This window comes from Natrinema zhouii (genome assembly GCF_013456555.2).
Taxonomy (GTDB): Archaea; Halobacteriota; Halobacteria; order Halobacteriales; family Natrialbaceae; genus Natrinema; species Natrinema zhouii.
Map to the genome: position 1 here is coordinate 1,299,345 of NZ_CP059154.1, position 20,191 is coordinate 1,319,535.

Sequence of the window (20,191 nt, forward strand, 5' to 3'; positions counted from 1 at the left end):
ATCAGTCTGCGGGATAGACGTCTGTCACCGTCCCGACGCCCTTGCTGCGGCCCTCGCGGAAGACGAACTTCTGACCCTCCTCGATCAGATACGGCCGGAACTTGAATCGGACGGTGGTCTCGCCCGTATCGCCCGGCAGCAGGCGACCGTTCTCGGGGTAGAAGGCCGCGGCTTCGCCGATCGTCTCGAGGTGGACCACCGGTTCGTACCCTTCGCCGATGCGAGTGGGGTGGTTGAGCACCATGACTTCGGCCTCGAACTCCCGAACGGGTTCGGGGTCGGCGTCTCGCGGTAACAGGACCATGCCGCGTTCGATCGCGCTCTCCTTGATCCCCTTGAGCGCGATCCCGACGATCCGGCCCGCCTGGGCCTTGTCGACCCGGTGGTAGTGCATCTCGATCGAGCGCACCTCGACCTCCTGAAACCGGCCGTCGGCCATCGGGCCGATCAAGAGTTCGTCGCCGGCCTCGACCTCGCCCGACATGACCGTCCCCGAGGCGACCGCACCGACGCCGGTGACCGAGTAGCTGCGGTCGACGTACATCCGGAACTCGCCCGTGTCCTGTGACGTCTTCGGAAGCCGATCGAACAGTTCGTCCAGCGTCTCGAGGCCGTCCATCGTAATCGCGCTGGTTTCGACGATGGGAACGACGCGCTCGCTGACCTCCTCGACGGCGGCGTCGACGCCGTGGCGGGCGACCCGCAGCGGCGACTTGTCGACGTCGCGGAGGAGCCGTTCGACCTCGCGTTCGACCTCCTCGACGCGCTCCTCGTCGACGGTGTCGGTCTTCGTGATCGCGACGATCGTCGGGAGGTCGGTGGCGAGCAGGACGCCGAGGTGCTCTCGCGTCGTCCGCGTCGGGCCGTCGTCGGCGGCGACGACCAGCATGCCGTAGTCGAGTTTCTGCCCGACCAGACCGCGGATCGTCGTCCGGAGCCACGGCTCGTGGCCGACGGTATCGACGAAGGAGACGAGTCGATCGGCCTCCTGCACGACCTCCGCGCGGTCGGCCTTGCGGTTCGGGTTCCGCACTCGAACGGGACCGTCGTCGTCGAAGCCGTAGACCGCGTAGGAGAGGTCGGCCGAGAGGCCGCGCTCGACCTCGTGGGGCTGCACGTCGAGGAACGCGCGGGTTGCACCGTCTCCGTCGTCGGGTTTGCCAGTTACGAGCGACCCCACCAGGGTGCTCTTTCCGTGGTCGACGTGGCCCGCCGTCCCGATAACGACGTGTTCGTCGTCCGTCTCGAGGACGCCGCCTTCACGGACCTGGGCGACGCCGACGATCCCCTCGTTGATCCCCCAGGTCTGCACGTCTTCGATGTGTGCGTCGGCCTCCTCGGCGAGCAGGGAGAGGACGTCCATCGTCTCGGAGAAGGTGTCGGGATCGATGCCGGCGAGACCGCCGTCGTCGGTAACGCCGACGACGTACGTCGCCTCGCCGTCGCCCGAAAGGAGTCGGTGTCGGAGTTGCGCGGCCAGGCTCTCCCGTCGTCCACCCTCGAGGTGGACGTCTCGTGACAGTCGTTCCTTGAATTCGACGTTGCCACCGTCCTGTTCGCCACGGTCCAGGGCTCGCTCGAGGAGAGCCCGGTCACGGCTCATATCCCCTGGTAGAGGGCCACACGGCAAAAGCCTTCCCGTGTATCGACAATATGTGACATGGTATAACTCCCGAGTCGGAGAAAACTACGCCGACAGGCACTCAAACGCCGCTGAAGCGTCCGGAATTCCGTGTGGCCGCGCAGCCGATACCGTGTAGCCGCACGGCCGGGCCGAACGTGCCGGGGCCGCTTTCAAGCCCCTCGAGTCCGTACCGCACGGTATGAGTGTCAGTGGCCTCTGTCAGATCTGTGAATCCCGTCCGGCCCAGGAGCGGTGTTCCAACTGCGGGACGCTCGCGTGTGAGGTTCACTACGAGGACAGCATGGAGTTGTGTGCCGACTGTGCCTCGCAGGCCCAGCCGGGCCCCGGGAACGACGACGTAGAGATCAACCGGCTCTGACCCGGCCAACGAAACCGAGGACGCCCGTCCCGTGACCTCGATACGAGACCTGCTCGGCGAGTCACTCGGCGTCGGCGAGACGTATCGGCTCCGACTCGAGGAGCGCGACGGAACCCTCGTCGCCGGCCACCCGAACGACGCCAGTCCGATGGAGATTGCCGTCGTCGAGGGACTGGATCGGCTCGAGGAGCGGCCGCCGGCAGGGTCGGTCACGGTGGAAGTCGTCGCTCGAGTGGTCGACGGTCGGATCGCGGGGCGGGTAGTCGATGCTGATCCGGACCACCGGTAGAACGCCAGCGAGAAGGCGAGGATCGCTACTCGTCTCGGTACTGATTGAGCCGCTTTTTGAGTCGCTTCGCGGCTTGTCCGCTGGCAGTAGCGAACTCTTCACCGTGATCCTCGCCAGCGAAAATGATTCCGCGCGAGGAGTTGACCAATCCGACGCCGTCGGCCAGCCCGTACTCGACCGCCGCTTCGGCGTCGCCGCCCTGCGTCCCGATTCCGGGGACGAGGAATGGGAGATCCGGCACCTGTTCGCGCAACTCTTCGAGTTCCTCGGGCTGGGTCGCGCCGACGACGAGCCCGACGTTGTCGTTTTCGTTCCAGAGATCCGCCAGCGCGGCTACCCGCTCGTAGACGGATTCCCCGGTCTCGAGTTCGAGGTCCTGGAGATCCGCACCGCCGGGGTTCGAGGTCCGACAGAGGACGAAGACGCCGGCCTCCTCGTTCGCCAGAAACGGCTGGAGCGAATCGCGGCCCATGTAGGGATTGACGGTGATTGCGTCGACGGTCTCGAGCAGCTGTGCGTACTGTCGAGTCGTGTTCCCGATATCGGCGCGTTTGGCGTCGAGCAGGACGGGGACACCCTTCCCGTGGGCGTAGGCGACGGTCTCCTCGAGGGCTCGCCAGCCGTCGGGGTCCTCGTAGAAGGCCGCGTTCGGCTTGAAGACCGCGGCGTGCTCGTGGGTCGCGTCGATGATGCGGCGGTTGAACGCCCAGCGCGGAAGGTCGTGTTCCCGCAGGTGATCGGGGATGCGCGACGGGTCGGGATCGAGGCCGACCGAGACGACGCTGTCGACCGTTCGGATGCGGTCGTGCAGCCGGTCGAAGAAGTTCATGCCTGGAATGGTTTCGCGACGGTCGAAAAGGTTACTATACGGACGCCATCGACCGGTAGTGAATCGGTATCGGTGCTACTCGGCCCGACAACGGACGAGCAGTGGCATGCCACGGTACATCGAACCATTCCAAATACTTTAGACATCAGCTACTTCGTACCTATAATCGTTTGCTACTGTATGGGAATTCAACAGAACGCGATGTCGGTTTCGCGTCAGCTTCGCGACCGAGTCCGATCGACGTTGACAAACGAGACGGAGACGGCTGACGACGAGTCTCCACACAGTGAACACGGGGACGCGGATCACGTCTCGTTCGGAAATCTCTTTCACTGCTCGCGATGTGGCGACGTCTATATCGCCACCGAGAAACGCGTCTGCTCGGGCTGTGACACGGAAGTCGAACAGGTCCGATCGACGCTGGCCTGACGGGACGCTGACGACCTCGGATACCTTCTCGTGCGCCGCGTTCGAACGTCGATTCTCGTTCCGACTCGTTTCGACTCGTTACGTCTCGAGTACTTCGATCAGGTTCCCCTCGGGGTCTCGCAGAAACATGATCGTCGTCCCGCTCTCGGTCGTCCGGGGCTCGCTGAGTGTCGGAACGTCATCGGGAAGCGTCTCAGCGAAGGACTCGAGATCGTCGACCGAGAGGCCGACGTGGGATGCGCCCGGTTGATTGAGTCCCCCCGCCGGAGAGCCCCGCGCTTCGGGGTCGTACTCGACGAGTTCGATTCGGGCCCCGCCCGCCTCGAGATGCGCGAAGTTCGCACTCGCACCCTCGACGCCGACGGCGTCGGAAAAGGCCTCGCCGCCGACGCTGAACCGGTCGGCGACTGAGAGGTCGAGCACGTCACGGTAGAACGCGAGCGTCTCCTCGAGGTCGGCGACGGTGATCCCGACGTGGTGTGCGCTGAGGTCTGTCATTAGGTGCATCGTACGAGCGCGCCCGAAAAACGCTTCCGTCTGCGCCGTCCGCGCGGTCGGTAGTGAGCGTCGGGTCCGCCGAGGGGTTACTCCGCAGACAGGTCCGCGAGTCCGGCTTCGATCTCGTCGCGCCGGTCTTCCAGCCACTCGGGGAGAACGAGACGCTCACCGAGTGACTCGAGGTCCTCGTCGACCGTGTACCCCGGCTCCTTGGTGGCGAACTCGAAGAGGATCCCGCCGTGCTCGCGGACGTAGACCGATTCGAACCACTTGCGGTCGATGATCTCGGTCGGCCGGAGCCCCTGCCCCTGGAGCACGTCGCGCCACTCGGGCTGGTCGTCTCTCGTCGTTCGAAACGCCACGTGGTGGACGGTACCGGCACCGGGCTGTCCGCGGGGTGCCTGCGGTTCCTCGCAGAGATCGACGACGTATCCCAGCTCGCCGTCGCTCTCGTAGCGCCGACGGCTGCCGGCTTCGTCGGTTTCGCTGTAGCCCATCGTCCGCAGGAGTTCCGCGGTCGGGCCGGCCGTCGCCAGCGACAGCGTCACGCCGAAGAAGCCCCGAATCGCATGCTCGTCGGGAACCGGTCCCGCCGGCGGATCGCCGGCGGGTGCGTCGGATCGGGCGACCAGCTCGAGCGGGAGGCCGTCCGGATCCTCGAACGAAACGACGGTGTCACCGAACCGCGCTTCCGTCTCGGCGTCGACGCCGGCGTCCGCCAGCCGATCGGTCCAGAACTCGAGCGACTCGGCCGGGATCAGGAACGCGACCGCGCTGGCCTGTCCGGTCCCGACCTGCCCCGGACGAGCGTCGGTGTAGGGAAAGAACGTCATGCTCGTCCCCGGACTCCCACTGTGGTCGCCGTAGAACAGGTGATAGACCGAGACATCGTCCTGATTTACGCTTCGTTTCACCAGACGGAGCCCGAGCGTCTCAGTGTAGAACTCGAGGTTGTGGCGGGGATCACTGCCGATGGCGGTCACGTGGTGGATGCCGGGAATGTCGTCGGGCATACGCAACTGTACGCGGTTCAGCGCCAATAAACCCGGGACGAACGGAGAAGACAGCCGGGACGAACGGAGAAGACCGCCGGGACGAACCGAAAAGGGCGCTTTGGAGGGCTATGGGTACGGATCGGCACGACGGTCGTGTGCGTCGTTCGTCACGAACGTGCTGTGTGCCCGAGCCGTCACGACTGCGGCTCTCGTGCGTCCGATTTCACGAACAAGGCCTCGTTGAGGGAGTAGACGTGCTGTCTGGCGTCCGCGAACGAGATCTGCGAGTCGACGAGGTCGCGTTCCTCGAGTTGTTTCAACGCGTAGCGGACCGTTCGAACGGGGAGCATCGTTTCCGTCGCGAGTTCGGACTGCGTGAGGGAGCCCTCGTGGGCGAGGACCGTGAGCACGAGTTTGGCGCTCGGCGGAACGTCATCGACGGCGTCCGGAGCGGTCGTCGACGAGAGGGCGAACTGATCACTCATCTATCGGTCCTCTCGATGCGGACGGTCTTTAATGATTCTCTACGGGACGATTGGTCCACACAGCCGCGGCTACCGTATTACCGGTGGGACCGGTGAACTCGCGGTGTCGAAGCGTAACAGTGTGAGCCACGAAGCCACCGAACGCGTCTCGAGGGACGCCACCGTTTCTCTGCCGGACCGGCTGCAGGACACGCTCGAGGGCAGACCGGGAAATCGGGAAGACCCGAGCACCATCACTCGACGACGGCCCGAACCTGGAGGTACTCGACGCGGATCGCGTTATCTCCGAACCAGTCCTCGAGCGCGGCGACCGCGTCCCGGCGCAGGGCGGCCCGCGCGTCGTCGTCGTCCATTTGTCGGAGGACGGGCGAGAGCGGGCCGGACTCCTCGGCGAACTCGCGCCAGAAGTGGTGTGGAGTGGCGTACCGGAACTCGAGTAATCGGCGCTGGAACGAGCAGTCGGTGACGTCGGCGAACTGCTCGCGGACGAAATCGGGGTCGCCCCACTGGAGGTGCGACCACGGATCGCTCGGAGGTTCGGCGACGTGATCGGTCAGGACCTCGGTGAGATCGCCGACGACGCCGTTCGGCGACCACGCGGTGAAGCAGACTCGGCCGCCGGGTTTCGTCACGCGACGGAGTTCCGCGCCGGCGCGGGTCGAGTCCGGTGCGAAGACGTGGCCGAAGTTCGAGAGGACCACGTCGAACGCGTCGTCCGGGACGGGAAGGGTCTCGGCGTCGCCGGCGACCCAGCCGATATCGGATTCGGCGGCGAGCGAGGCGTTGTCACGAGCCAGCTCGAGCATTCCGTGAGCGAGATCGAGGCCGACGACGTCCGCGCCCGCTCGACGGGCGGTTAACGCGGCGTTGCCGGTCCCGCAGCCGACGTCGAGAACGCGGTTGCCCGGATCGATCCCCGCGGTGTTGACCAGTCGCGCGATAGCGGGCAACATGTTCGGCGCCATCGCGGGATACCGACCGGCCGACCAGACGTGTCTCGCCGATCGGTCGCCAGGCTCGGTCGGGTCGTCCATAGTCGGTAGTCGGTCGCCAGGGTCAAAAGTCGATAGCCGCCTCGAGCCGTCCGTCGATCGCCGCGATTCCCGAACCGATCCACGGTCACCGTTTTGTGGCGCGCGCTCGTGCTATCGCTATGACGCAAACAGCCGTCATCGCCGGCGTCGGTCCCGGCCTCGGCGCATCGCTCGCCCGAAAATTCGTCGACGAGGGCTGCCAGGTCGGGCTGTTCGCCCGTTCGGCGGACTACCTCGAGGAACTCGCGAACGCGCTCGGCGACGACGCGCTCGGCGTTCCGACGGACGTCACGGATCCCGACGCAGTCGAGGCGGGCTTTCGGGAGGTCCGCGACGCGTTCGGCTCCGTCGATATTCTCGTCAATCACGCGAGCGGCGGTTCGTGGACGGGACTGCAGGGTATTTCACCGGACCAGTTCGAACGGGCGTGGCGGACGTCGGCGTACGGGTCCCTGCTGTGTTCGCAGGAGGCCGTCGACGACATGCTCGCTGCGGACGGCGGGACGATCATTTTCACCGGTGCGACCTCGGCGGTTCGCGGCCGCGGCGGCGCGCTCGGATTCAGTTCGGCCAAGTTCGCCGTCCGCGGGATGGCGGAATCCATGGCTAGGGAGCTCGGTCCGGAGGGGATCCACGTCGCCCACGTCGTGATCGACGGCCAGATCGAAACCCCAGAGGTTCGGGAATTACAGCCCGACCGCGACGAGGACGAATACCTCGATCCGGACGCCATCGCCGACTCCTACTGGCACCTCGTGACGCAGGATCGGTCGGCGTGGACGCTCGAGCTCGACGTTCGGCCCCACGTCGAGGAGTTCTGACCCGAAATCGAAGGTCTCCCCGCAAGCGAGCGCTTATTTTCCGCGAGGTGGACGTTCCGGGTATGACGCGCGTCGCGCTGATCGCCCACGACGAGAAGAAGCCGGACCTCATCGAGTTCGCTCGAGCGCACGAGGAACAACTGCGGCAGTACGACCTGATCGCGACGGGGACGACGGGACAGCGGCTCATGGACGAAACCGACCTCGAGGTCGAGCGCAAGGAGTCGGGACCGCTCGGCGGCGACCTGATGATCGGCGCAGAGGTCGCGGAGGGGAAACTCGACGGGATCGTCTTCCTCCGGGATCCGCTGCGAGCCCAGCCGCACGAGCCCGATATCTCGGCGCTGTTGCGGATCTGTGACGTTCGCGACACGGCGCTCGCGACGAACCTCGCCTCCGCGGAGTTCCTCATCGAGGGACTCGCGGAGTAGTTTCAGCGAGGTGCTCACGGAGTAGTTCGTCGTCGGCCACGAGGAGCGATCACTACGGGGGAGCACCGAGCTCGCATCTCCGAGAGGACACGCTATTTAATACGTCGGCTTCGAATATACTGGTATGACTGTCTACGAGAGCGACCTCCCCGGCGTCGGGAAGAAGTTCGAGGTCGAACTCGAGAACGGGGAACGGCTCGTCATCGTAACGCACAACACGGGGAAACGGGAGGTGTACCTGAAATCGGACGCGGATGCCGACAGCGACAAACTGTTCGAGGCCTCAGATCGGCTCGCCCGGAAGATCGGCACGATCCTGGAGGGGGCGTACTTCCAGCCGGTGCAAGCTGAGCAGGTGGAGACGATGCTCTCCGACGACACGTACCTCGAGTGGTACGGCGTCGCCGAGGGTGCCGAAGTCGCCGGCCAGAGCCTCGCCGAGTCGAACATCCGCGAGCGGACGGGCGTCTCGATCGTCGCCATCCAGCGCGGCGAGACGTTGATTTCGCCGCCGACGCCGGAGACGGTCCTCGAGATCGGCGACACCCTGGTCGTCGTCGGCGACCGCGAGGACTGCGCCCAGTTCGAGGAACTGCTCGGAGCAGGGTTCGAGGAGTGAACGGGACGATTGCCGCCGCAGGGGTGACCGTTAGTGGCGACTGAAACGGCACTCGTCGACGTCGGGATCCTCTTTACCGCGGTCGCGTTCGCCGGTATCTGCTCGAGCCGAATCGATCAGTCGGTGATCCCGTTCTATATCATCATCGGGGTACTGCTGGGGTCGAACGTGCTCGGCGAACTCCCCGCGCTCGTCGGGAGCGAGGTCGGTATCGGCGGCGTCACTGTCACCGTTCCCGAGGTGACGGTCGGCGGAGTCGATCTCTTGACGGCGCTGGGTGGGCTCGCACTCGGCGAAACCGACTTCATCGTCATCGGGGCCGAGATCGGGATCGTCCTCCTGTTGTTCTTTCTGGGCCTCGAGTTCAATCTGGACCGACTGCTCGCGAGCAGGGACCGGATCGGCAAGGCGGGGAGCGTCGATCTGGTTCTCAACTTCGGTATCGGTCTCCTCTTCGGCTACCTCGTCTTCGGGAGCTTCCTCGCGGCCTTTCTCACCGCCGGGATCGTCTACATCTCCTCGAGCGCGATCATCACGAAGTCGCTGATCGATCTGGGCTGGATCGCGAACGACGAGGCCGAACCGCTGCTCGGGACGCTCGTCTACGAGGACCTGTTCATCGCCGTCTACCTGGCGATCGCGTCCGCACTGGTCCTGGGCGGCGGCGATATCGGGGCGGCCGCGGGCCAGATCGGGATCGCGATCGCGGTCATCGTCGCCCTGCTCGCGCTCGTCACCTTCGGGACCGGCTTCTTCCAGCGGTTTCTGGACGCCGACACCAACGAGTTCGTCGTCGTCCGGGCGCTCGGCGTCACGATCCTCGTCGCCGGCATCGCGCTCGCGCTGGGCGTCAGCGAGGCCGTCGCCGCGTTCTTCGTCGGCATGGCCTTCTCGTCGACTGACCACGTCCACGATCTCGAGCGACTGCTCGAGCCGCTCCGGGACGCCTTCGCGGCGATCTTCTTCTTCTGGATCGGCCTCGTCACCGATCCGGGGCTGTTCACGCTCTCGATTCTCGGGATGATCGTCGCCGCCGTCATCGTGACGACGCCGACGAAACTCGTCAGCGGCTACCTCGGCGGCCGGATCTATGGGCTCGACGACCGTCGCTCGCTCCGAGTGGGCTTCGGGATGGCCACCCGCGGCGAGTTCTCCCTGATCATCGCGAGCCTCGCGCTCTCGGGGGCCGGCAGCGGCCTCGCCGCTGAGACGGCACAGACGATCTACGCCTTCACCGTCGGCTACGTCCTCGTCATGAGCATCCTCGGCACGTCGCTCATGCAGTACTCGAGTCGGATCGAACCCGTCGTCGTCTCACTGCTCGAGCGCAGACGAGAGGGGACGACCCGGCCGGCCGACAACTGACGCGGTGCCGTCGGCCCCGTCGCTGGTGGAATGCCCTCGACACCGTTCCACCTGCGATCAGTTCCACCGTCGGATCGGAAGGGATAGCTTCAACCCGCTCGAGTCCCGTTTCACGTCTATGCCACAAGCGGTCGTCTTCGATCTCGATTACACGCTCGCCGTTCCCCGGCGGGATCGGGCGACCATCCTCGAGGAGGCCACGTCGGTCACGGACGCGCCCTCGCTCACGCGGGAGGCGTATCTCGCGGCCCATCGCCGGAACCTCACCACCGAGACGCGCGAGCCCATCTTCGCCGACCTGCTCGCGGACAGCGAGAGCAACGCCGATCCGGCCGCGGTCGCGACGGCCTACCGCGAGACGATCGCCGACGACCTCGAGGCGCTCCCCGGGGTCGAAGCCATGCTCGCCGACCTGCGCGGCGAGTACCGGGTCGGCCTGCTCACCAACGGCCCCGTCCGCGCCCAGCGGCACAAACTCGAGACGCTGGGCTGGGAGGACGCCTTCGACGCCGCGCTCGTAACGGGCGAACTCGAGGCCGGGAAACCCGATCCGCGCGCGTTCGAGGCGATCACCGGCGAGCTGGACGTGGACCCCGCCGACGCGGTCTACGTCGGCGACGAGGTCGAGGCCGATATTCGGGGTGCGACCGAGGCGGGGATGCGAGCGATTCAGGTGCTGCTCGAGGACGGTCCCGAGCCCGATTCTCGCGCGATCGCGCACGTCGAGCAGCGGGAGATCGCGGCGACGCTTCCGAAGCTCGTTGCGACGCTCGAGTGAAACGGACCCTGTGAGATCCGCTTCAGCCTGACGGACGTTTTCTTGAGGCGAGCCATTGTGCGCTCCACAGATCGTTCAGTACAGAGGAAGGACGTGTCACTCGAGATTGGTCGACCGGCGTGCGGTGGCGCGCGCTGGGTCGCGGTGAATGCCAATGAACCGCGGCACGACACTGTGCGAGCGAATCGGCTGGGGAGGGTGAGGCGCTCCTAGTTGCCAGAAGAAGTCGTTGTAGAATAATAGAAGGGTTGTTTCACCAAAAGCATCTAATGAGAAGGAATGAGATCGGGTGTCCTGCTACCGTGGCAACAGGGAATTTCCACACCCTCCCCAGCCGATTCGCTCACTAGCGTTCGCTCATCCCTCGCGCAACATCGTTGGCCGCCCTCACTGGTGTTCGGTCGGCCGACAGCGCGCGCCACCGCTCGAGAAATAGTCAGGTCGGAGATATCCGTCCTAGGCGTCGGGTTCCTCGAGCCGCCGGCTCACTTCCTGTAACACGTCCGTGGCTCGCTTGACCTCGGCGCCGCTCTCGACGAACACGAGCGTTTTCGGGGGCTGCGTCGCCTTCGGCCGCACCCGAAGGTCGACGTCCGATGCGGCTTCGGCCGCGCCGTCCTGCCCTGCCTCGAACTCGAGGTGCGCCCTGTCTTCGTGAACGAACGCGCGAGCGATCCGCTCGTCGTGACGAGTGACGTCGTAGGCGCGAGCGCCGTCGGCCGTCGGTTCGACGTCTCGATCGGCGTTGGTCACGGCGAAATGTGCGAGTTCGCCGTCCTCGCGGCCGTCGATCTCGCTCGAGAGGAGTTCGGCGATCCGGCGGCCGTCGGTGATCCGGTTGTCGACCATACCGGTCGGTCGGGGCGGCGGGATTAACCGTCTTCGGTGTCGAGCACGGCCTCCCGGGCGATCGGGGCGAGGTCGCCGACGTCGATCCCCTGACGGCGGGCGTAGACGACCGCGGCGGCCTCGATGGTCAGGCCGAGTTCCTGCTGGAGCGTGTTGATCGCGCCGACGGCCTCGTGTTTCTCCATCCCTTCGGCGACCAGCGAATCGAGCACGCGCTCGAACGCGGAGCGTTCCCGCAGGAGGTCCTCGTCGGGGACGAACTCCTCCGGCACCGTCACCTCCGACGGGTCGAACGCGATCTCGAGGCCGTCGTCACCGCGCTCGAGGAGCCCCTCCTGGGTAGCGACGTCGATCAGCCGTTTGGCCTGATCGGGGGAGAACCAGTCCCGATCGAGCGAGAGGGCGACGACGACCTCGTTTTCCTTGAGGCGACGCGCGCCGTGCTGGATGAACGGGGCGGCGACCGCGACGCGAAGGCTCATCGGAGACGACTTGCTCGAGCGGTGAGAAAACGATGGCGGTTCCAGGCGACACCCGACGCCGAAATCGAGGCCGATGCCGAAATCGAGGCCGATGCCGAAATCGAGGCCGATGCCGAAATCGAAACCGACGCCGGCGATCAGTCAGAGGCGCGACCGCCGCCGCTGCCACCGCTGCCGCCGTTGCGGTCGGCTCGAGACGGCGGTGGGAACTCGGTGGCGGTCGCCTCCGGTGTTTCAGGGAGGACACAGCGGTCGGGCTCCCGGTTGACGTGATAGTACTGCTCCGGTGCGTTCGCGAGGGGGTGTGCGGGATTCTGGTCGCTATCGATGCGGGCGGCCCGGACCTCGTCGAAGCCGCTGAGTCGGGCCTGGATACCCCGCCAGTGATACTGCGTCGCGGTCGGGACGGTGACCGGCCGGGGCGATTTTCCGTCGGGATGGCGGGTCGCGAGGATGGCGTTGTTGACGTTGCTGGCGAGCGCGTCGTGGTCGATGAGGACGCCGACGGCGGCGTCTCGCGGTGCTCTCGCAGCGAGGACGTCGAGTCCGAGATGCAACGCCCGATACTCGGCGACGTTGTTGTCCGGCGGCGTATCCGCGGTCGCAACGCGTGCGACGCGCGTGCCGTCGCGCGTTTCGATAACGGCACCCAGCCCACCGCCCGAGTCCCGGAATGACCCGTCGGTCGCGACGTAGAAATCACGGTGGTGGGTCCGCGGGGGATGGGCGATGTGGGGTGTGGGCGACTCGTCGAACAAGTCCCGCAGTGCGGGCCGGCCGTGAGCGGCCATGCTAACGCGTAAGCTATTTGCCCACTTAACGATACCGCCCGTGGTAACAGCTGTCAATGTTTCGCACGGGAGTCAGCTATTCTGCACAGTATCGGTATGCGTTCACTCGAGGAAAATAACCAATCCTGAAGGTCAGCCAAAATGGTATATTTTGGCAGTGTAGCGGCTACAATAGCTGAATTGCCGATCAGGGAACCGTTCGCGTTTCGCCCGATCAGCCCGGAACCTATCTGTGTTGGCAGCAGGTGTAATACCACTTGGTGCTTGGTCGAAGTATGAACCAGACGAACGCCAGTCGGATGGAAGCGGCGTGTTCGCTCCTCGCGGAATCCGAACGACGGTTTCTGCTCTACCAGCTGGCGGACGACCGAACCGCGAACCTTGCGGATCTCGTCACGCAGGTCGCGGCCCTGGAACTCGACGTTCACGCTGGCGCAATCGACAAGGAGAGCAGACAGCGCGTCTACGTCTCCCTCGTCCACAACCACCTGCCGCGACTCGCGGATTACGATATCATCGAGTACGACCTTCGAAGCGGCGATATCGTACTGGCCAAGGGATTCGACGACATCAAACCCCTGCTCGAGCAGTTCCGCCAGACCGAGGAGAAAACCGAGATCCGCGAACGACCGCCGCTCTGAAAGCCAGCGGATCCTGTAATCTGAAATCCACCGGTTCTGAAGCGTTGCGTCCCGGTATCCGTCAATTACATTTCTTCTGACCGCGACAGAAGTAGTGCACTGCCGACTCGTCGGAGCCATTTCGAATCGAAACGCATAGGAGATTTCTCTCGAGACAGCCACCGTGAACCGGTATCGGAATCTCGGTCTGTTCGTGCTGCTCGCAACGCTGTGGGGCGGCGCGTTCGTGGCGATCAGTGCGGGACTCTCGTATATCCCGCCGATCCTGTTCGCGGCTCTGCGCTACGACATCGCCGGCGTGTTGATGCTCGGCTATGCCGCGTTCGCCGTCGATCGGTGGCGGCCTCGTACCGGGGCCGAATGGATTCAGGTCGCCGTCGGAGCCCTGCTCCTGATCGCGGCCTACCACGCGTTCCTGTTCGTCGGCCAGCAGAACACGACGGCGGCGGCCGCCGCAATTTTGGTGAGTCTCTCGCCGGTCCTGAGTACCGGGTTCGCACGGCTACTCATGCCCGTCGACGCGCTCTCACCGGTGGGTATCGTCGGCGTCTTCGTCGGTCTCGCCGGCGTCGCGGTCATCGTCCAGCCGGATCCGTCGAACCTCCTCGCGACCGACGCCGTGGCGAAGGGACTCGTCTTCTGTGCCGCAGCGGCGTTCGCACTCGGCAGCGTTCTCACCCGCCGTCTCGACGCCTCGCTACCGATCGAGACGATGGAAGCCTGGTCGATGCTCGGCGGCGCAGCCGCGTTACACCTCGTCAGCGTCGCGCTCGGCGAGCCGCTCGAGCCGGCCGCGTGGACGCACCCTGAAGCGATCGGTGCGCTCGCCTACCTCTCGCTCGGCGCGAGCGCGGTCGGTTTTCTCATCTATTTCGACCTGCTCGAGCGACTGGGAGCCGTCGAGATCAACATGGTCTCGTACGTCGCGCCGATCGTCACCGCAGTGGTCGGCTGGCTCTATCTCGGCGAAGTGGTCGACGTGGCGACAGTGATCGGGTTCGGGCTCATCGCGGTCGGCTTTCTCCTCGTCAAACGACAGGCGATCCGACGGGAGATCGGCTACGTTCGGTCGCGGGGCTCGAGCGAGTGACCCCGTCCGCTACCGGCGATGTGCGTGACCGACGTACAACGCGAGAAGGTTGCCGACGAGCAAGCCGAGAAACAGGACCCCGTCGAACGAGGACGAGAGCCCGGTTGCGAGCACGGGAACGTACAGGATCGGCATGGCGACCGCCGTCCAGAACCCCGCCGCACGAATCCGGTCGGCGAGTCCCGGTGTTGCTCGCTCGAGCGCGCCGTGTTCGTCGTCACGGCGTTCACTCGGCGGGCTCGAGTCGGCGGACCGACGGTCGGTGATGGAGGGTGGGCTCGCCATTGGGAGAGTTACGTATTTTTCGCGACGGCCCAAATATCGGCCCGACAGTTTCGATCGATTGCCGCGGATTCACGGGAATCGGCAGTAGTGAACGACCGATTAACCGCTCGAAGGATACTGTTGGCTGCGACTATAGGAACTGCAGAACGTCACTACACTTACACACCCGGTCATATGACGACTGTTCAATTGGTGGAAATCGTTTCAGTCGTTACAACGGGTTGCTGATTCGCCTGAATGGATCGTCAACGCGACCGGTCTCGAGGACGATCGAACGGGTTCGGATCCCAAAGTTCAGATGAGGGTTTAAGCGGGAAGGGGCGGCAACGCTCGCTATGAGCGATATCGAACGCATCGAACAACGACTGTCGGCCGTCGAACGCGCAGTCATCGACGGCGACCTCGAGCTCGCTGCGCTCGACGACGTCGCGTCCCTCGCCGAGAATCTCGAGGCCCTCGCCGAACGGATCGACGTGCATGAACAACGGATCGCGGAGCTCGAGGGACGGATCGACGCACTCGACGGACTCGTCGGTAGCGTCGAATCGGTCAACGAAACCGTCGAACAGCGAGCGAACGGGGCCGTCGCGGCCGTCGATCGACTCGAGTATCGAATCGACGAACTCGAGCGCGTCGTCGACACCGGCGATCCTGACACGGTCAGGGGGACACAGGCTACTCGGGACGGTGTCTCGAGTGACAACGGGGCGGCAGTCGAGAACGAGGCGAGAATCCCAAACCACGGGGAAACTGTCGGTGTTCGAGAGCAAACGGTCGCGACACCTGACTCGGCTCCCGATCGAAGCGACCGAGCGGCAGCCGTGCCAGTCGTTTCGGACGACCAGACCGACGCCTCGCTCCCCGTCGAACAGGCTGCCACGGAGATCGTCTCAGCACCGGTTACCAATGGCGAGAGCCCAAACCGACAGGACGATCTCACACCCGACGATCGAGCGGAGCCAACGACGACGAGCGACGAGGACGCCCGAAGCAGGCGGGAAGCCACGCAGGACTCGCTCGACTGTCGGCTCGCCGAATCGGCGGACGGCGACCGCTCGAGCGGGGAATCGTCGCCGGACGAGGACGACGAATCGGAGAGCGGCGTGTTACAGTTGATCCGGTCGAAACTCCCGTGATCCGGGTCATTGTCGCCGTGTTGCTCTCGATCGCCCTCATCGCACTCGCCGTCCCGGCAATCGAGCGGGGAGCGTCGCTGAACACGCAACGACAGGTCGAAACGAGCATTTCGGCGATCGACGAGGCAGCGACGTCCCTCGTAGAAACGGAAGCTGTCTCTCCCGACGGACATCCGAACCCGCGGCGGGTCGTCGACCTGCAACTGCCGCGAGGGTCGCTCACGACCGAACCCGTCGATCACTTCGAGATAGTACCCGTGGAAAACGGGAGTTACAGTTCCGTTCGGTACGTTCTCGAGGACGGAACGACGCGAACCGGGGTGATCGACCAACGGGTCATCTGGAACGATCCGCTCGGCACCGAACCGGTCAAACTCGACGGAGATGGGGGAGTACAGCTCGTGTTGACGCTGCAGGCCGACGAGAACGGAACACCGGTCGTCGTCGCCGCCCGTGCTCGAGTTTAAATCGGATGCCGCTGCCAGCATCGGTATGTCTCTGGACGGGACCGCACGCCTCCGCTCGGTCATCGATGATCTCGGACTCGGCAGCGTGTTCGGGAGCCGAACTGACACTGCCTCGGCGTGTGGCTGCACCCTATCGTTCGAAGACGAGACGCTGGTTCTCGACGCGGCGGAGTGTGACGGCGACCTCGAGAACGAAACCGCATGCCGTCGAACGGCGATCGAAGCCCTCGCCGATCGGGAGGCCGCGCGTATCCTCGTCAGATCGAACGGGCTCGAACGCCGGTACGACGATCGCGGCGTCGAACTCCTCGGGTCGGCCGGCCGATTCATCGCGCTGCTCGGTGATCGCGACGAACGGCTGGCCGACGCGGCCGCCCGGGATCCGCTCAGTGTCGCTGCGGAGGTCCGAACGAGAGCCGGGGCGATCGCGGATATCGGCATCGAATCGGGACTGATTGCAGCGGCAACCGAACTCGAGGGCCACGAGACGATCCTGCCCTCCACCGTCGGGCTCACTATCGGCCAGTACTTTCTCGACCGAACGATCGGCGACGGCGCGCGTCTCAGGGACCTCCAGTCGCTGCAGACGGGAAGCGAGGCGCGGATCTATAGCCGGCCGAACGACGTTCCTCGCTACGCCCTCGACGTGGTCGATACGGCCCTCTCCGATCGGGATCGACAACGCCTGCTCGAGGGGTACGAGGCGATCGCCGAAGGAGTCGTCGAGGGTGATCGTGCACCCTCCCGGGCGATCGAGTCCGTTAGCGACGGGCCGGCAGACCCGCTCTTGACGACTATCCTGACGAAGCATACGAGCGGCTACGGGATTCTCGAGGATCTGTTCGCCGACCCCCGCGTTACCGACGTGTACGTCACATCGCCGGTGGCAGCCAATCCGATTCGCGTCGTTGTCGACGGTGAGTCGATGCCGACGAACATCCGGCTGACGCCGAGCGGTGCGCGAGCACTCGCCTCGCGGGTTCGCCGCACCAGCGGGCGGGCGTTCTCCCGAGCGAGTCCGACGGTCGATGCGACGGCCTCGCTCGCAAACGGGACCGGGATTCGAGTCGCGGGTGTCACCGATCCGGTCGCGGACGGGATCGCCTTCGCCTTCCGGGAGCAGCCAGCCGACGAGTTCACGCTTCCGGCGCTCGTCGCGAACGGAACCGTGCCGCCGGCGGTCGCGGCGTTTCTCTCGGTCGCCGTCGAACGCAACGCTGCGACCCTCATCGCCGGAACGCGAGGATCGGGGAAGACGACGCTACTGGGAACGCTCCTGTACGAACTCACCCCGGACACGCGAACGGTTCTGATCGAAGACACGCCCGAGCTTCCGGTCGAGCCGTTGCAGTCGGTCGGCCGCGACGTTCAGGCGCTCCGAACCGGGACCGGTGACGGCCCCGAGATAACGGCCGCGGCGGCGCTCAGGACGGCGCTGCGGCTCGGTGACGGAGCCCTCGTCGTCGGCGAGATCCGCGGCGAGGAAGCACAGGTCCTCTACGAGGCGATGCGGGTCGGTGCCAACGCCAACGCAGTGCTGGGAACGATACACGGCGACGGTGCCGACGACGTCTACGAGCGGGTCGTTTCCGACCTCGGCGTCGAACCGTCGTCGTTCGGCGCGACGGACATCGTCGTCACCGTGCAGGCCCACCGGACCGCCGACGGACGAAATCGACGTCTCGCCAGAGTCGAGGAAGTCGTCGTAAACGGCGACGACATCCAGTTCGAACCGCTGTACGAACTTGAGGGCGACCGGGCTGTCGCGACCGGGCGGATCGACCGGGGTGAGAGCCGGATCGTCAACCAACTCGCGGGGCCGACCGAAGAGTACGCTGCGGTTCGGCGGGCGATTTCCTCGCGAACCGAGCTCCTGTCGACGCTCGCGAACGATGGCCGGACGAGTCCACGGGCGGTCGCGACGGCGTACGCCGATCGCGACGACGAACCGGTAGACACCGATCACGGCAGTGAAATACCAGTTACCGATCAAAGTGGCGAGACACTACCGGTCGATCGGAGCAGCAAGCCACTAGCGATCGATTGGAGCGACGAGTAATCTCGAGATGGAGGGAGTACCGTTCCTCGTTCAGTCGCTCGCCGCACTGTACCCGGCCGACGTCGATCCCAGTGATAACCTCACGGAGTCGCTTTCGTTTACCGACTCCCGCTACGATGGCGAGACGGTCGTTCGAGCGGGATACGGCGCTGGTATCGTCGCCGCCGTCCTGCCACTGCCGTTGTTGGCAACGTCAGCACCGATCCCGTTCGTGCTGTTTTTCGTGCTCGTGTTACCGCTCGCGGCGGTTCACAGCGTCCACTCGTTGCCGCACGTGCAAGCGGCGTTTCGCAGAACCGAAGCGCTCGGCGACACCCCGAACCTCGTCGGGCGGGCGGTGTTGCGCATGCAGGTGCAACCGGCGCTGGAAAGCGCAGTTCGGTTCGCGGCCGAAACCGGTTCCGGCCCGTTGTCCGCGAGTCTCACCGGCCATATCGATCGGTCGATGGGAACGTCCGGGACGGGTCTGCTCTCGTTCGCCGAGGAATGGGCCGAGTGGTTCCCGGCGCTTCGGCGGTCCTCGCATCTGCTCGTTGCTGCCCAGGACGCACCCGACGCCGAGCGCGTTCGAACGCTCGATCGGGCGCTCTCGGCCGTGCTCGACGGCACCCGCAGCCAGATGGCGGATTTTACGTCGGCGATCCGCGCACCGGCGACCGGGCTGTTCGCCTTCGGGATCATGCTCCCGCTCGCACTCATCTCGCTCGTTCCGACGGTGCCGATGGTCGGCTACTCCGTCAACATCTGGCTGTTCGTACTCCTGTACAACGTCGTGCTCCCCGGGGTCCTGATCGTCGCAAGTCTCTGGTTACTCGTCCGTCGGCCGGTCGCGTTTCCGCCACCGACGATCGATCACGATCATCCGGAGATCCCCGATCGACTCCGACTTCGACTGCTGTGGGGCGTCCTCGCCGGTCTCTGTGGGTACGTGGCGATCACTATGGTCGGCCCCGCCCACCTCGCCCCGGTTACCGCAATCGGTCTCGGCGTCGGCGTCGCACTACTCGCAATATATCACCCCGTCCTCGCGGTTCGACACTACGTCCGCGACGTCGAAGCCCATCTGACCGATGCGCTCTACATCGTCGGTCAGCAGGTTGCTGAAGGCGAATCCGTGGAGTCGGCGGTCGAACTCGCAGGGGATCGCGTCCCCGGCGAAACCGGTGCTGTCTTCGAAGACGCCGCCGGGCTCCAGCGGCGGCTCCATACGGGCGTTCGAGCGGCATTTCTCGGCCAGTACGGTGCTCTTCGAAACGTTCCAAGCCCTCGAACTCGAGGGACCGCCGCGTTGCTCGCGATCGCCTCGGACGAAGGGAAACCCGCCGGCCGCGCCATCGTTTCCATGGCCGACCACCTCGAGGAACTCGAGGCAGTCGAAGCCGAGACGAAACGAAACCTCGAGCAGGTGACCGGGACGCTCGACAACACAGCGGCGTATTTTGCGCCGCTCGTGGCCGGAGCGACAGTCGGTATGGCCGCCATGATGTCGAGCGAGGATATCATCGCCTCGGGCGAGATGAGTGCTGCCGCGTTCCCCGCGGAATCGCTCGCGGTCGTCGTCGGTCTCTATCTGATCACGCTCTGTTTCATCATCACCCCGCTCTCGATCGGGCTTCGCCACGGGCTCGACCGGGCCCTCGTCGGCTATCACGTCGGTCGCACGCTCGTCTCGTCGATGGTGCTGTACGTCCTGACCGTAGCCGTCATCGGCGTCTTACTCTGATCACATCGGTGACGGCGCTCGTCGCATCAGGAGGATGGATCACCTCGTCTCGTCATCCTCTCGATAGCCTTGCTTCGCCACCGCTCCTCCGC

24 protein-coding genes are annotated in these 20,191 nt (G+C 65.3%); 14 read left to right on the forward strand and 10 right to left on the reverse strand.

The genetic code is table 11. The features are described from left to right. Position 1 precedes the first annotated feature (1 nt). Entirely contained in the window at positions 2 to 1,603 is a 1,602-nt protein-coding gene (locus HYG81_RS25120) for a GTPBP1 family GTP-binding protein (protein WP_180842385.1), read from the reverse strand. A 220-nt stretch (positions 1,604 to 1,823) separates the two neighbouring features. Between HYG81_RS25120 and HYG81_RS25125 the strand changes: the two genes are divergently transcribed. Together HYG81_RS25125 and HYG81_RS25130 are read left to right on the forward strand one after the other, a co-directional pair. Then, on the forward strand, positions 1,824 to 2,003 hold the full coding sequence (locus HYG81_RS25125) for a hypothetical protein (protein WP_180842386.1): 180 nt from the start codon (positions 1,824 to 1,826) through the stop codon (positions 2,001 to 2,003). 31 nt (positions 2,004 to 2,034) lie between these two features. Next, positions 2,035 to 2,292: a hypothetical protein gene (locus HYG81_RS25130; RefSeq protein ID WP_180842387.1), complete on the forward strand. Its 258-nt coding sequence runs from the start codon at positions 2,035 to 2,037 to the stop codon at positions 2,290 to 2,292. A gap of 25 nt (positions 2,293 to 2,317) precedes the next feature. Here the strand turns inward: HYG81_RS25130 and pyrF are convergent, their stop codons facing one another. Beyond that, a complete protein-coding gene (gene pyrF / locus HYG81_RS25135; RefSeq protein ID WP_180842388.1) occupies positions 2,318 to 3,121 on the reverse strand; it encodes an orotidine-5'-phosphate decarboxylase in 804 nt (267 codons plus the stop codon). A 180-nt stretch (positions 3,122 to 3,301) separates the two neighbouring features. Between pyrF and HYG81_RS25140 the strand changes: the two genes are divergently transcribed. After that, positions 3,302 to 3,550, forward strand: coding sequence for a hypothetical protein (locus HYG81_RS25140; RefSeq protein WP_180842389.1), 249 nt, complete (start codon positions 3,302 to 3,304; stop codon positions 3,548 to 3,550). Between the two features lie 78 nt (positions 3,551 to 3,628). Here the strand turns inward: HYG81_RS25140 and HYG81_RS25145 are convergent, their stop codons facing one another. The 4 genes from HYG81_RS25145 to HYG81_RS25160 all read right to left on the reverse strand — a co-directional run bounded on the left by HYG81_RS25145 (position 3,629) and on the right by HYG81_RS25160 (position 6,562). Then, positions 3,629 to 4,048 (reverse strand): VOC family protein, encoded by a 420-nt coding sequence (locus tag HYG81_RS25145; RefSeq protein WP_180842390.1) that lies wholly within the window; start codon positions 4,046 to 4,048, stop codon positions 3,629 to 3,631. Positions 4,049 to 4,134: 86 nt separating this feature from the next. Beyond that, positions 4,135 to 5,061 carry a ring-cleaving dioxygenase gene (locus HYG81_RS25150; RefSeq protein WP_180842391.1) on the reverse strand — a complete coding sequence of 309 codons (927 nt, stop codon included), beginning with the start codon at positions 5,059 to 5,061 and terminating at the stop codon, positions 4,135 to 4,137. 176 nt (positions 5,062 to 5,237) lie between these two features. Then, positions 5,238 to 5,528, reverse strand: coding sequence for a MarR family transcriptional regulator (locus HYG81_RS25155; RefSeq protein WP_180842392.1), 291 nt, complete (start codon positions 5,526 to 5,528; stop codon positions 5,238 to 5,240). Between the two features lie 233 nt (positions 5,529 to 5,761). Continuing rightward, positions 5,762 to 6,562: a class I SAM-dependent methyltransferase gene (locus HYG81_RS25160; RefSeq protein ID WP_180842393.1), complete on the reverse strand. Its 801-nt coding sequence runs from the start codon at positions 6,560 to 6,562 to the stop codon at positions 5,762 to 5,764. A 119-nt stretch (positions 6,563 to 6,681) separates the two neighbouring features. Here HYG81_RS25160 and HYG81_RS25165 point away from each other — a divergent pair, with 119 nt between their 5' ends. The 5 genes from HYG81_RS25165 (at position 6,682) to HYG81_RS25185 (ending at position 10,576) form a co-directional block, all read left to right on the forward strand. After that, positions 6,682 to 7,383 (forward strand): SDR family NAD(P)-dependent oxidoreductase, encoded by a 702-nt coding sequence (locus HYG81_RS25165; RefSeq protein ID WP_180842394.1) that lies wholly within the window; start codon positions 6,682 to 6,684, stop codon positions 7,381 to 7,383. 62 nt (positions 7,384 to 7,445) lie between these two features. After that, positions 7,446 to 7,814: a methylglyoxal synthase gene (locus tag HYG81_RS25170; RefSeq protein WP_180842395.1), complete on the forward strand. Its 369-nt coding sequence runs from the start codon at positions 7,446 to 7,448 to the stop codon at positions 7,812 to 7,814. A 124-nt stretch (positions 7,815 to 7,938) separates the two neighbouring features. After that, positions 7,939 to 8,433, forward strand: coding sequence for a cation:proton antiporter regulatory subunit (locus tag HYG81_RS25175; RefSeq protein ID WP_180842396.1), 495 nt, complete (start codon positions 7,939 to 7,941; stop codon positions 8,431 to 8,433). A gap of 33 nt (positions 8,434 to 8,466) precedes the next feature. Beyond that, positions 8,467 to 9,798, forward strand: a complete 1,332-nt coding sequence (locus HYG81_RS25180) for a cation:proton antiporter (protein ID WP_180842397.1) — start codon at positions 8,467 to 8,469, stop codon at positions 9,796 to 9,798. 118 nt (positions 9,799 to 9,916) lie between these two features. Next, positions 9,917 to 10,576: an HAD family hydrolase gene (locus HYG81_RS25185; RefSeq protein WP_180842398.1), complete on the forward strand. Its 660-nt coding sequence runs from the start codon at positions 9,917 to 9,919 to the stop codon at positions 10,574 to 10,576. A 456-nt stretch (positions 10,577 to 11,032) separates the two neighbouring features. Here HYG81_RS25185 and HYG81_RS25190 read toward each other — a convergent pair whose 3' ends face one another. From HYG81_RS25190 to HYG81_RS25200, 3 genes are all read right to left on the reverse strand, one after another. Continuing rightward, complete coding sequence (locus HYG81_RS25190) at positions 11,033 to 11,425, reverse strand: DUF7993 family protein (protein ID WP_180842399.1); 393 nt, start codon at positions 11,423 to 11,425, stop codon at positions 11,033 to 11,035. A 23-nt stretch (positions 11,426 to 11,448) separates the two neighbouring features. Then, positions 11,449 to 11,907: a DUF2240 family protein gene (locus tag HYG81_RS25195; protein WP_180842400.1), complete on the reverse strand. Its 459-nt coding sequence runs from the start codon at positions 11,905 to 11,907 to the stop codon at positions 11,449 to 11,451. 137 nt (positions 11,908 to 12,044) lie between these two features. Continuing rightward, positions 12,045 to 12,698, reverse strand: a complete 654-nt coding sequence (locus tag HYG81_RS25200; protein ID WP_180842401.1) for a ribonuclease H family protein — start codon at positions 12,696 to 12,698, stop codon at positions 12,045 to 12,047. Between the two features lie 275 nt (positions 12,699 to 12,973). Between HYG81_RS25200 and HYG81_RS25205 the strand changes: the two genes are divergently transcribed. Together HYG81_RS25205 and HYG81_RS25210 are read left to right on the forward strand one after the other, a co-directional pair. Beyond that, entirely contained in the window at positions 12,974 to 13,339 is a 366-nt protein-coding gene (locus HYG81_RS25205; RefSeq protein ID WP_180842402.1) for a DUF7344 domain-containing protein, read from the forward strand. Positions 13,340 to 13,502: 163 nt separating this feature from the next. Beyond that, positions 13,503 to 14,429, forward strand: a complete 927-nt coding sequence (locus HYG81_RS25210; protein WP_180842403.1) for a DMT family transporter — start codon at positions 13,503 to 13,505, stop codon at positions 14,427 to 14,429. Between the two features lie 9 nt (positions 14,430 to 14,438). Here the strand turns inward: HYG81_RS25210 and HYG81_RS25215 are convergent, their stop codons facing one another. Further along, positions 14,439 to 14,714: a DUF8028 family protein gene (locus HYG81_RS25215; protein ID WP_180842404.1), complete on the reverse strand. Its 276-nt coding sequence runs from the start codon at positions 14,712 to 14,714 to the stop codon at positions 14,439 to 14,441. A 335-nt stretch (positions 14,715 to 15,049) separates the two neighbouring features. Between HYG81_RS25215 and HYG81_RS25220 the strand changes: the two genes are divergently transcribed. Genes HYG81_RS25220 through HYG81_RS25235 form a run of 4 tightly spaced genes read left to right on the forward strand, consistent with a single transcriptional unit; the run spans position 15,050 to position 20,099 of the window. Then, the gene (locus HYG81_RS25220; RefSeq protein WP_180842405.1) at positions 15,050 to 15,850 is read left to right on the forward strand and encodes a DUF7310 family coiled-coil domain-containing protein; all 801 of its coding nucleotides are present in this window, start codon (positions 15,050 to 15,052) and stop codon (positions 15,848 to 15,850) included. Beyond that, positions 15,847 to 16,317 carry a DUF7311 family protein gene (locus HYG81_RS25225; RefSeq protein ID WP_180842406.1) on the forward strand — a complete coding sequence of 157 codons (471 nt, stop codon included), beginning with the start codon at positions 15,847 to 15,849 and terminating at the stop codon, positions 16,315 to 16,317. The genes HYG81_RS25220 and HYG81_RS25225 overlap by 4 nt, the downstream gene beginning before the upstream one ends. Positions 16,318 to 16,342: 25 nt before the next feature. Next, positions 16,343 to 18,376: an ATPase, T2SS/T4P/T4SS family gene (locus tag HYG81_RS25230; protein ID WP_180842407.1), complete on the forward strand. Its 2,034-nt coding sequence runs from the start codon at positions 16,343 to 16,345 to the stop codon at positions 18,374 to 18,376. A gap of 7 nt (positions 18,377 to 18,383) precedes the next feature. After that, on the forward strand, positions 18,384 to 20,099 hold the full coding sequence (locus HYG81_RS25235; RefSeq protein WP_180842408.1) for a secretion system protein: 1,716 nt from the start codon (positions 18,384 to 18,386) through the stop codon (positions 20,097 to 20,099). Positions 20,100 to 20,191 lie beyond the last annotated feature (92 nt).

What these genes read in the sequence shown, in the direction of transcription:
- HYG81_RS25220 (WP_180842405.1), top strand. Translation starts at nt 15,050, where the DNA reads ATGAGCGATATCGAACGCATCGAACAACGACTGTCGGCCGTCGAACGC.
- pyrF (WP_180842388.1), bottom strand. Translation starts at nt 3,121, where the DNA reads ATGAACTTCTTCGACCGGCTGCACGACCGCATCCGAACGGTCGACAGC.
- HYG81_RS25215 (WP_180842404.1), bottom strand. Translation starts at nt 14,714, where the DNA reads ATGGCGAGCCCACCCTCCATCACCGACCGTCGGTCCGCCGACTCGAGC.
- HYG81_RS25200 (WP_180842401.1), bottom strand. Translation starts at nt 12,698, where the DNA reads ATGGCCGCTCACGGCCGGCCCGCACTGCGGGACTTGTTCGACGAGTCG.
- HYG81_RS25205 (WP_180842402.1), top strand. Translation starts at nt 12,974, where the DNA reads ATGAACCAGACGAACGCCAGTCGGATGGAAGCGGCGTGTTCGCTCCTC.
- HYG81_RS25160 (WP_180842393.1), bottom strand. Translation starts at nt 6,562, where the DNA reads ATGGACGACCCGACCGAGCCTGGCGACCGATCGGCGAGACACGTCTGG.
- HYG81_RS25165 (WP_180842394.1), top strand. Translation starts at nt 6,682, where the DNA reads ATGACGCAAACAGCCGTCATCGCCGGCGTCGGTCCCGGCCTCGGCGCA.
- HYG81_RS25185 (WP_180842398.1), top strand. Translation starts at nt 9,917, where the DNA reads ATGCCACAAGCGGTCGTCTTCGATCTCGATTACACGCTCGCCGTTCCC.
- HYG81_RS25230 (WP_180842407.1), top strand. Translation starts at nt 16,343, where the DNA reads ATGTCTCTGGACGGGACCGCACGCCTCCGCTCGGTCATCGATGATCTC.
- HYG81_RS25150 (WP_180842391.1), bottom strand. Translation starts at nt 5,061, where the DNA reads ATGCCCGACGACATTCCCGGCATCCACCACGTGACCGCCATCGGCAGT.
- HYG81_RS25175 (WP_180842396.1), top strand. Translation starts at nt 7,939, where the DNA reads ATGACTGTCTACGAGAGCGACCTCCCCGGCGTCGGGAAGAAGTTCGAG.
- HYG81_RS25235 (WP_180842408.1), top strand. Translation starts at nt 18,384, where the DNA reads ATGGAGGGAGTACCGTTCCTCGTTCAGTCGCTCGCCGCACTGTACCCG.
- HYG81_RS25155 (WP_180842392.1), bottom strand. Translation starts at nt 5,528, where the DNA reads ATGAGTGATCAGTTCGCCCTCTCGTCGACGACCGCTCCGGACGCCGTC.
- HYG81_RS25195 (WP_180842400.1), bottom strand. Translation starts at nt 11,907, where the DNA reads ATGAGCCTTCGCGTCGCGGTCGCCGCCCCGTTCATCCAGCACGGCGCG.
- HYG81_RS25145 (WP_180842390.1), bottom strand. Translation starts at nt 4,048, where the DNA reads ATGACAGACCTCAGCGCACACCACGTCGGGATCACCGTCGCCGACCTC.
- HYG81_RS25170 (WP_180842395.1), top strand. Translation starts at nt 7,446, where the DNA reads ATGACGCGCGTCGCGCTGATCGCCCACGACGAGAAGAAGCCGGACCTC.
- HYG81_RS25125 (WP_180842386.1), top strand. Translation starts at nt 1,824, where the DNA reads ATGAGTGTCAGTGGCCTCTGTCAGATCTGTGAATCCCGTCCGGCCCAG.
- HYG81_RS25140 (WP_180842389.1), top strand. Translation starts at nt 3,302, where the DNA reads ATGGGAATTCAACAGAACGCGATGTCGGTTTCGCGTCAGCTTCGCGAC.
- HYG81_RS25120 (WP_180842385.1), bottom strand. Translation starts at nt 1,603, where the DNA reads ATGAGCCGTGACCGGGCTCTCCTCGAGCGAGCCCTGGACCGTGGCGAA.
- HYG81_RS25190 (WP_180842399.1), bottom strand. Translation starts at nt 11,425, where the DNA reads ATGGTCGACAACCGGATCACCGACGGCCGCCGGATCGCCGAACTCCTC.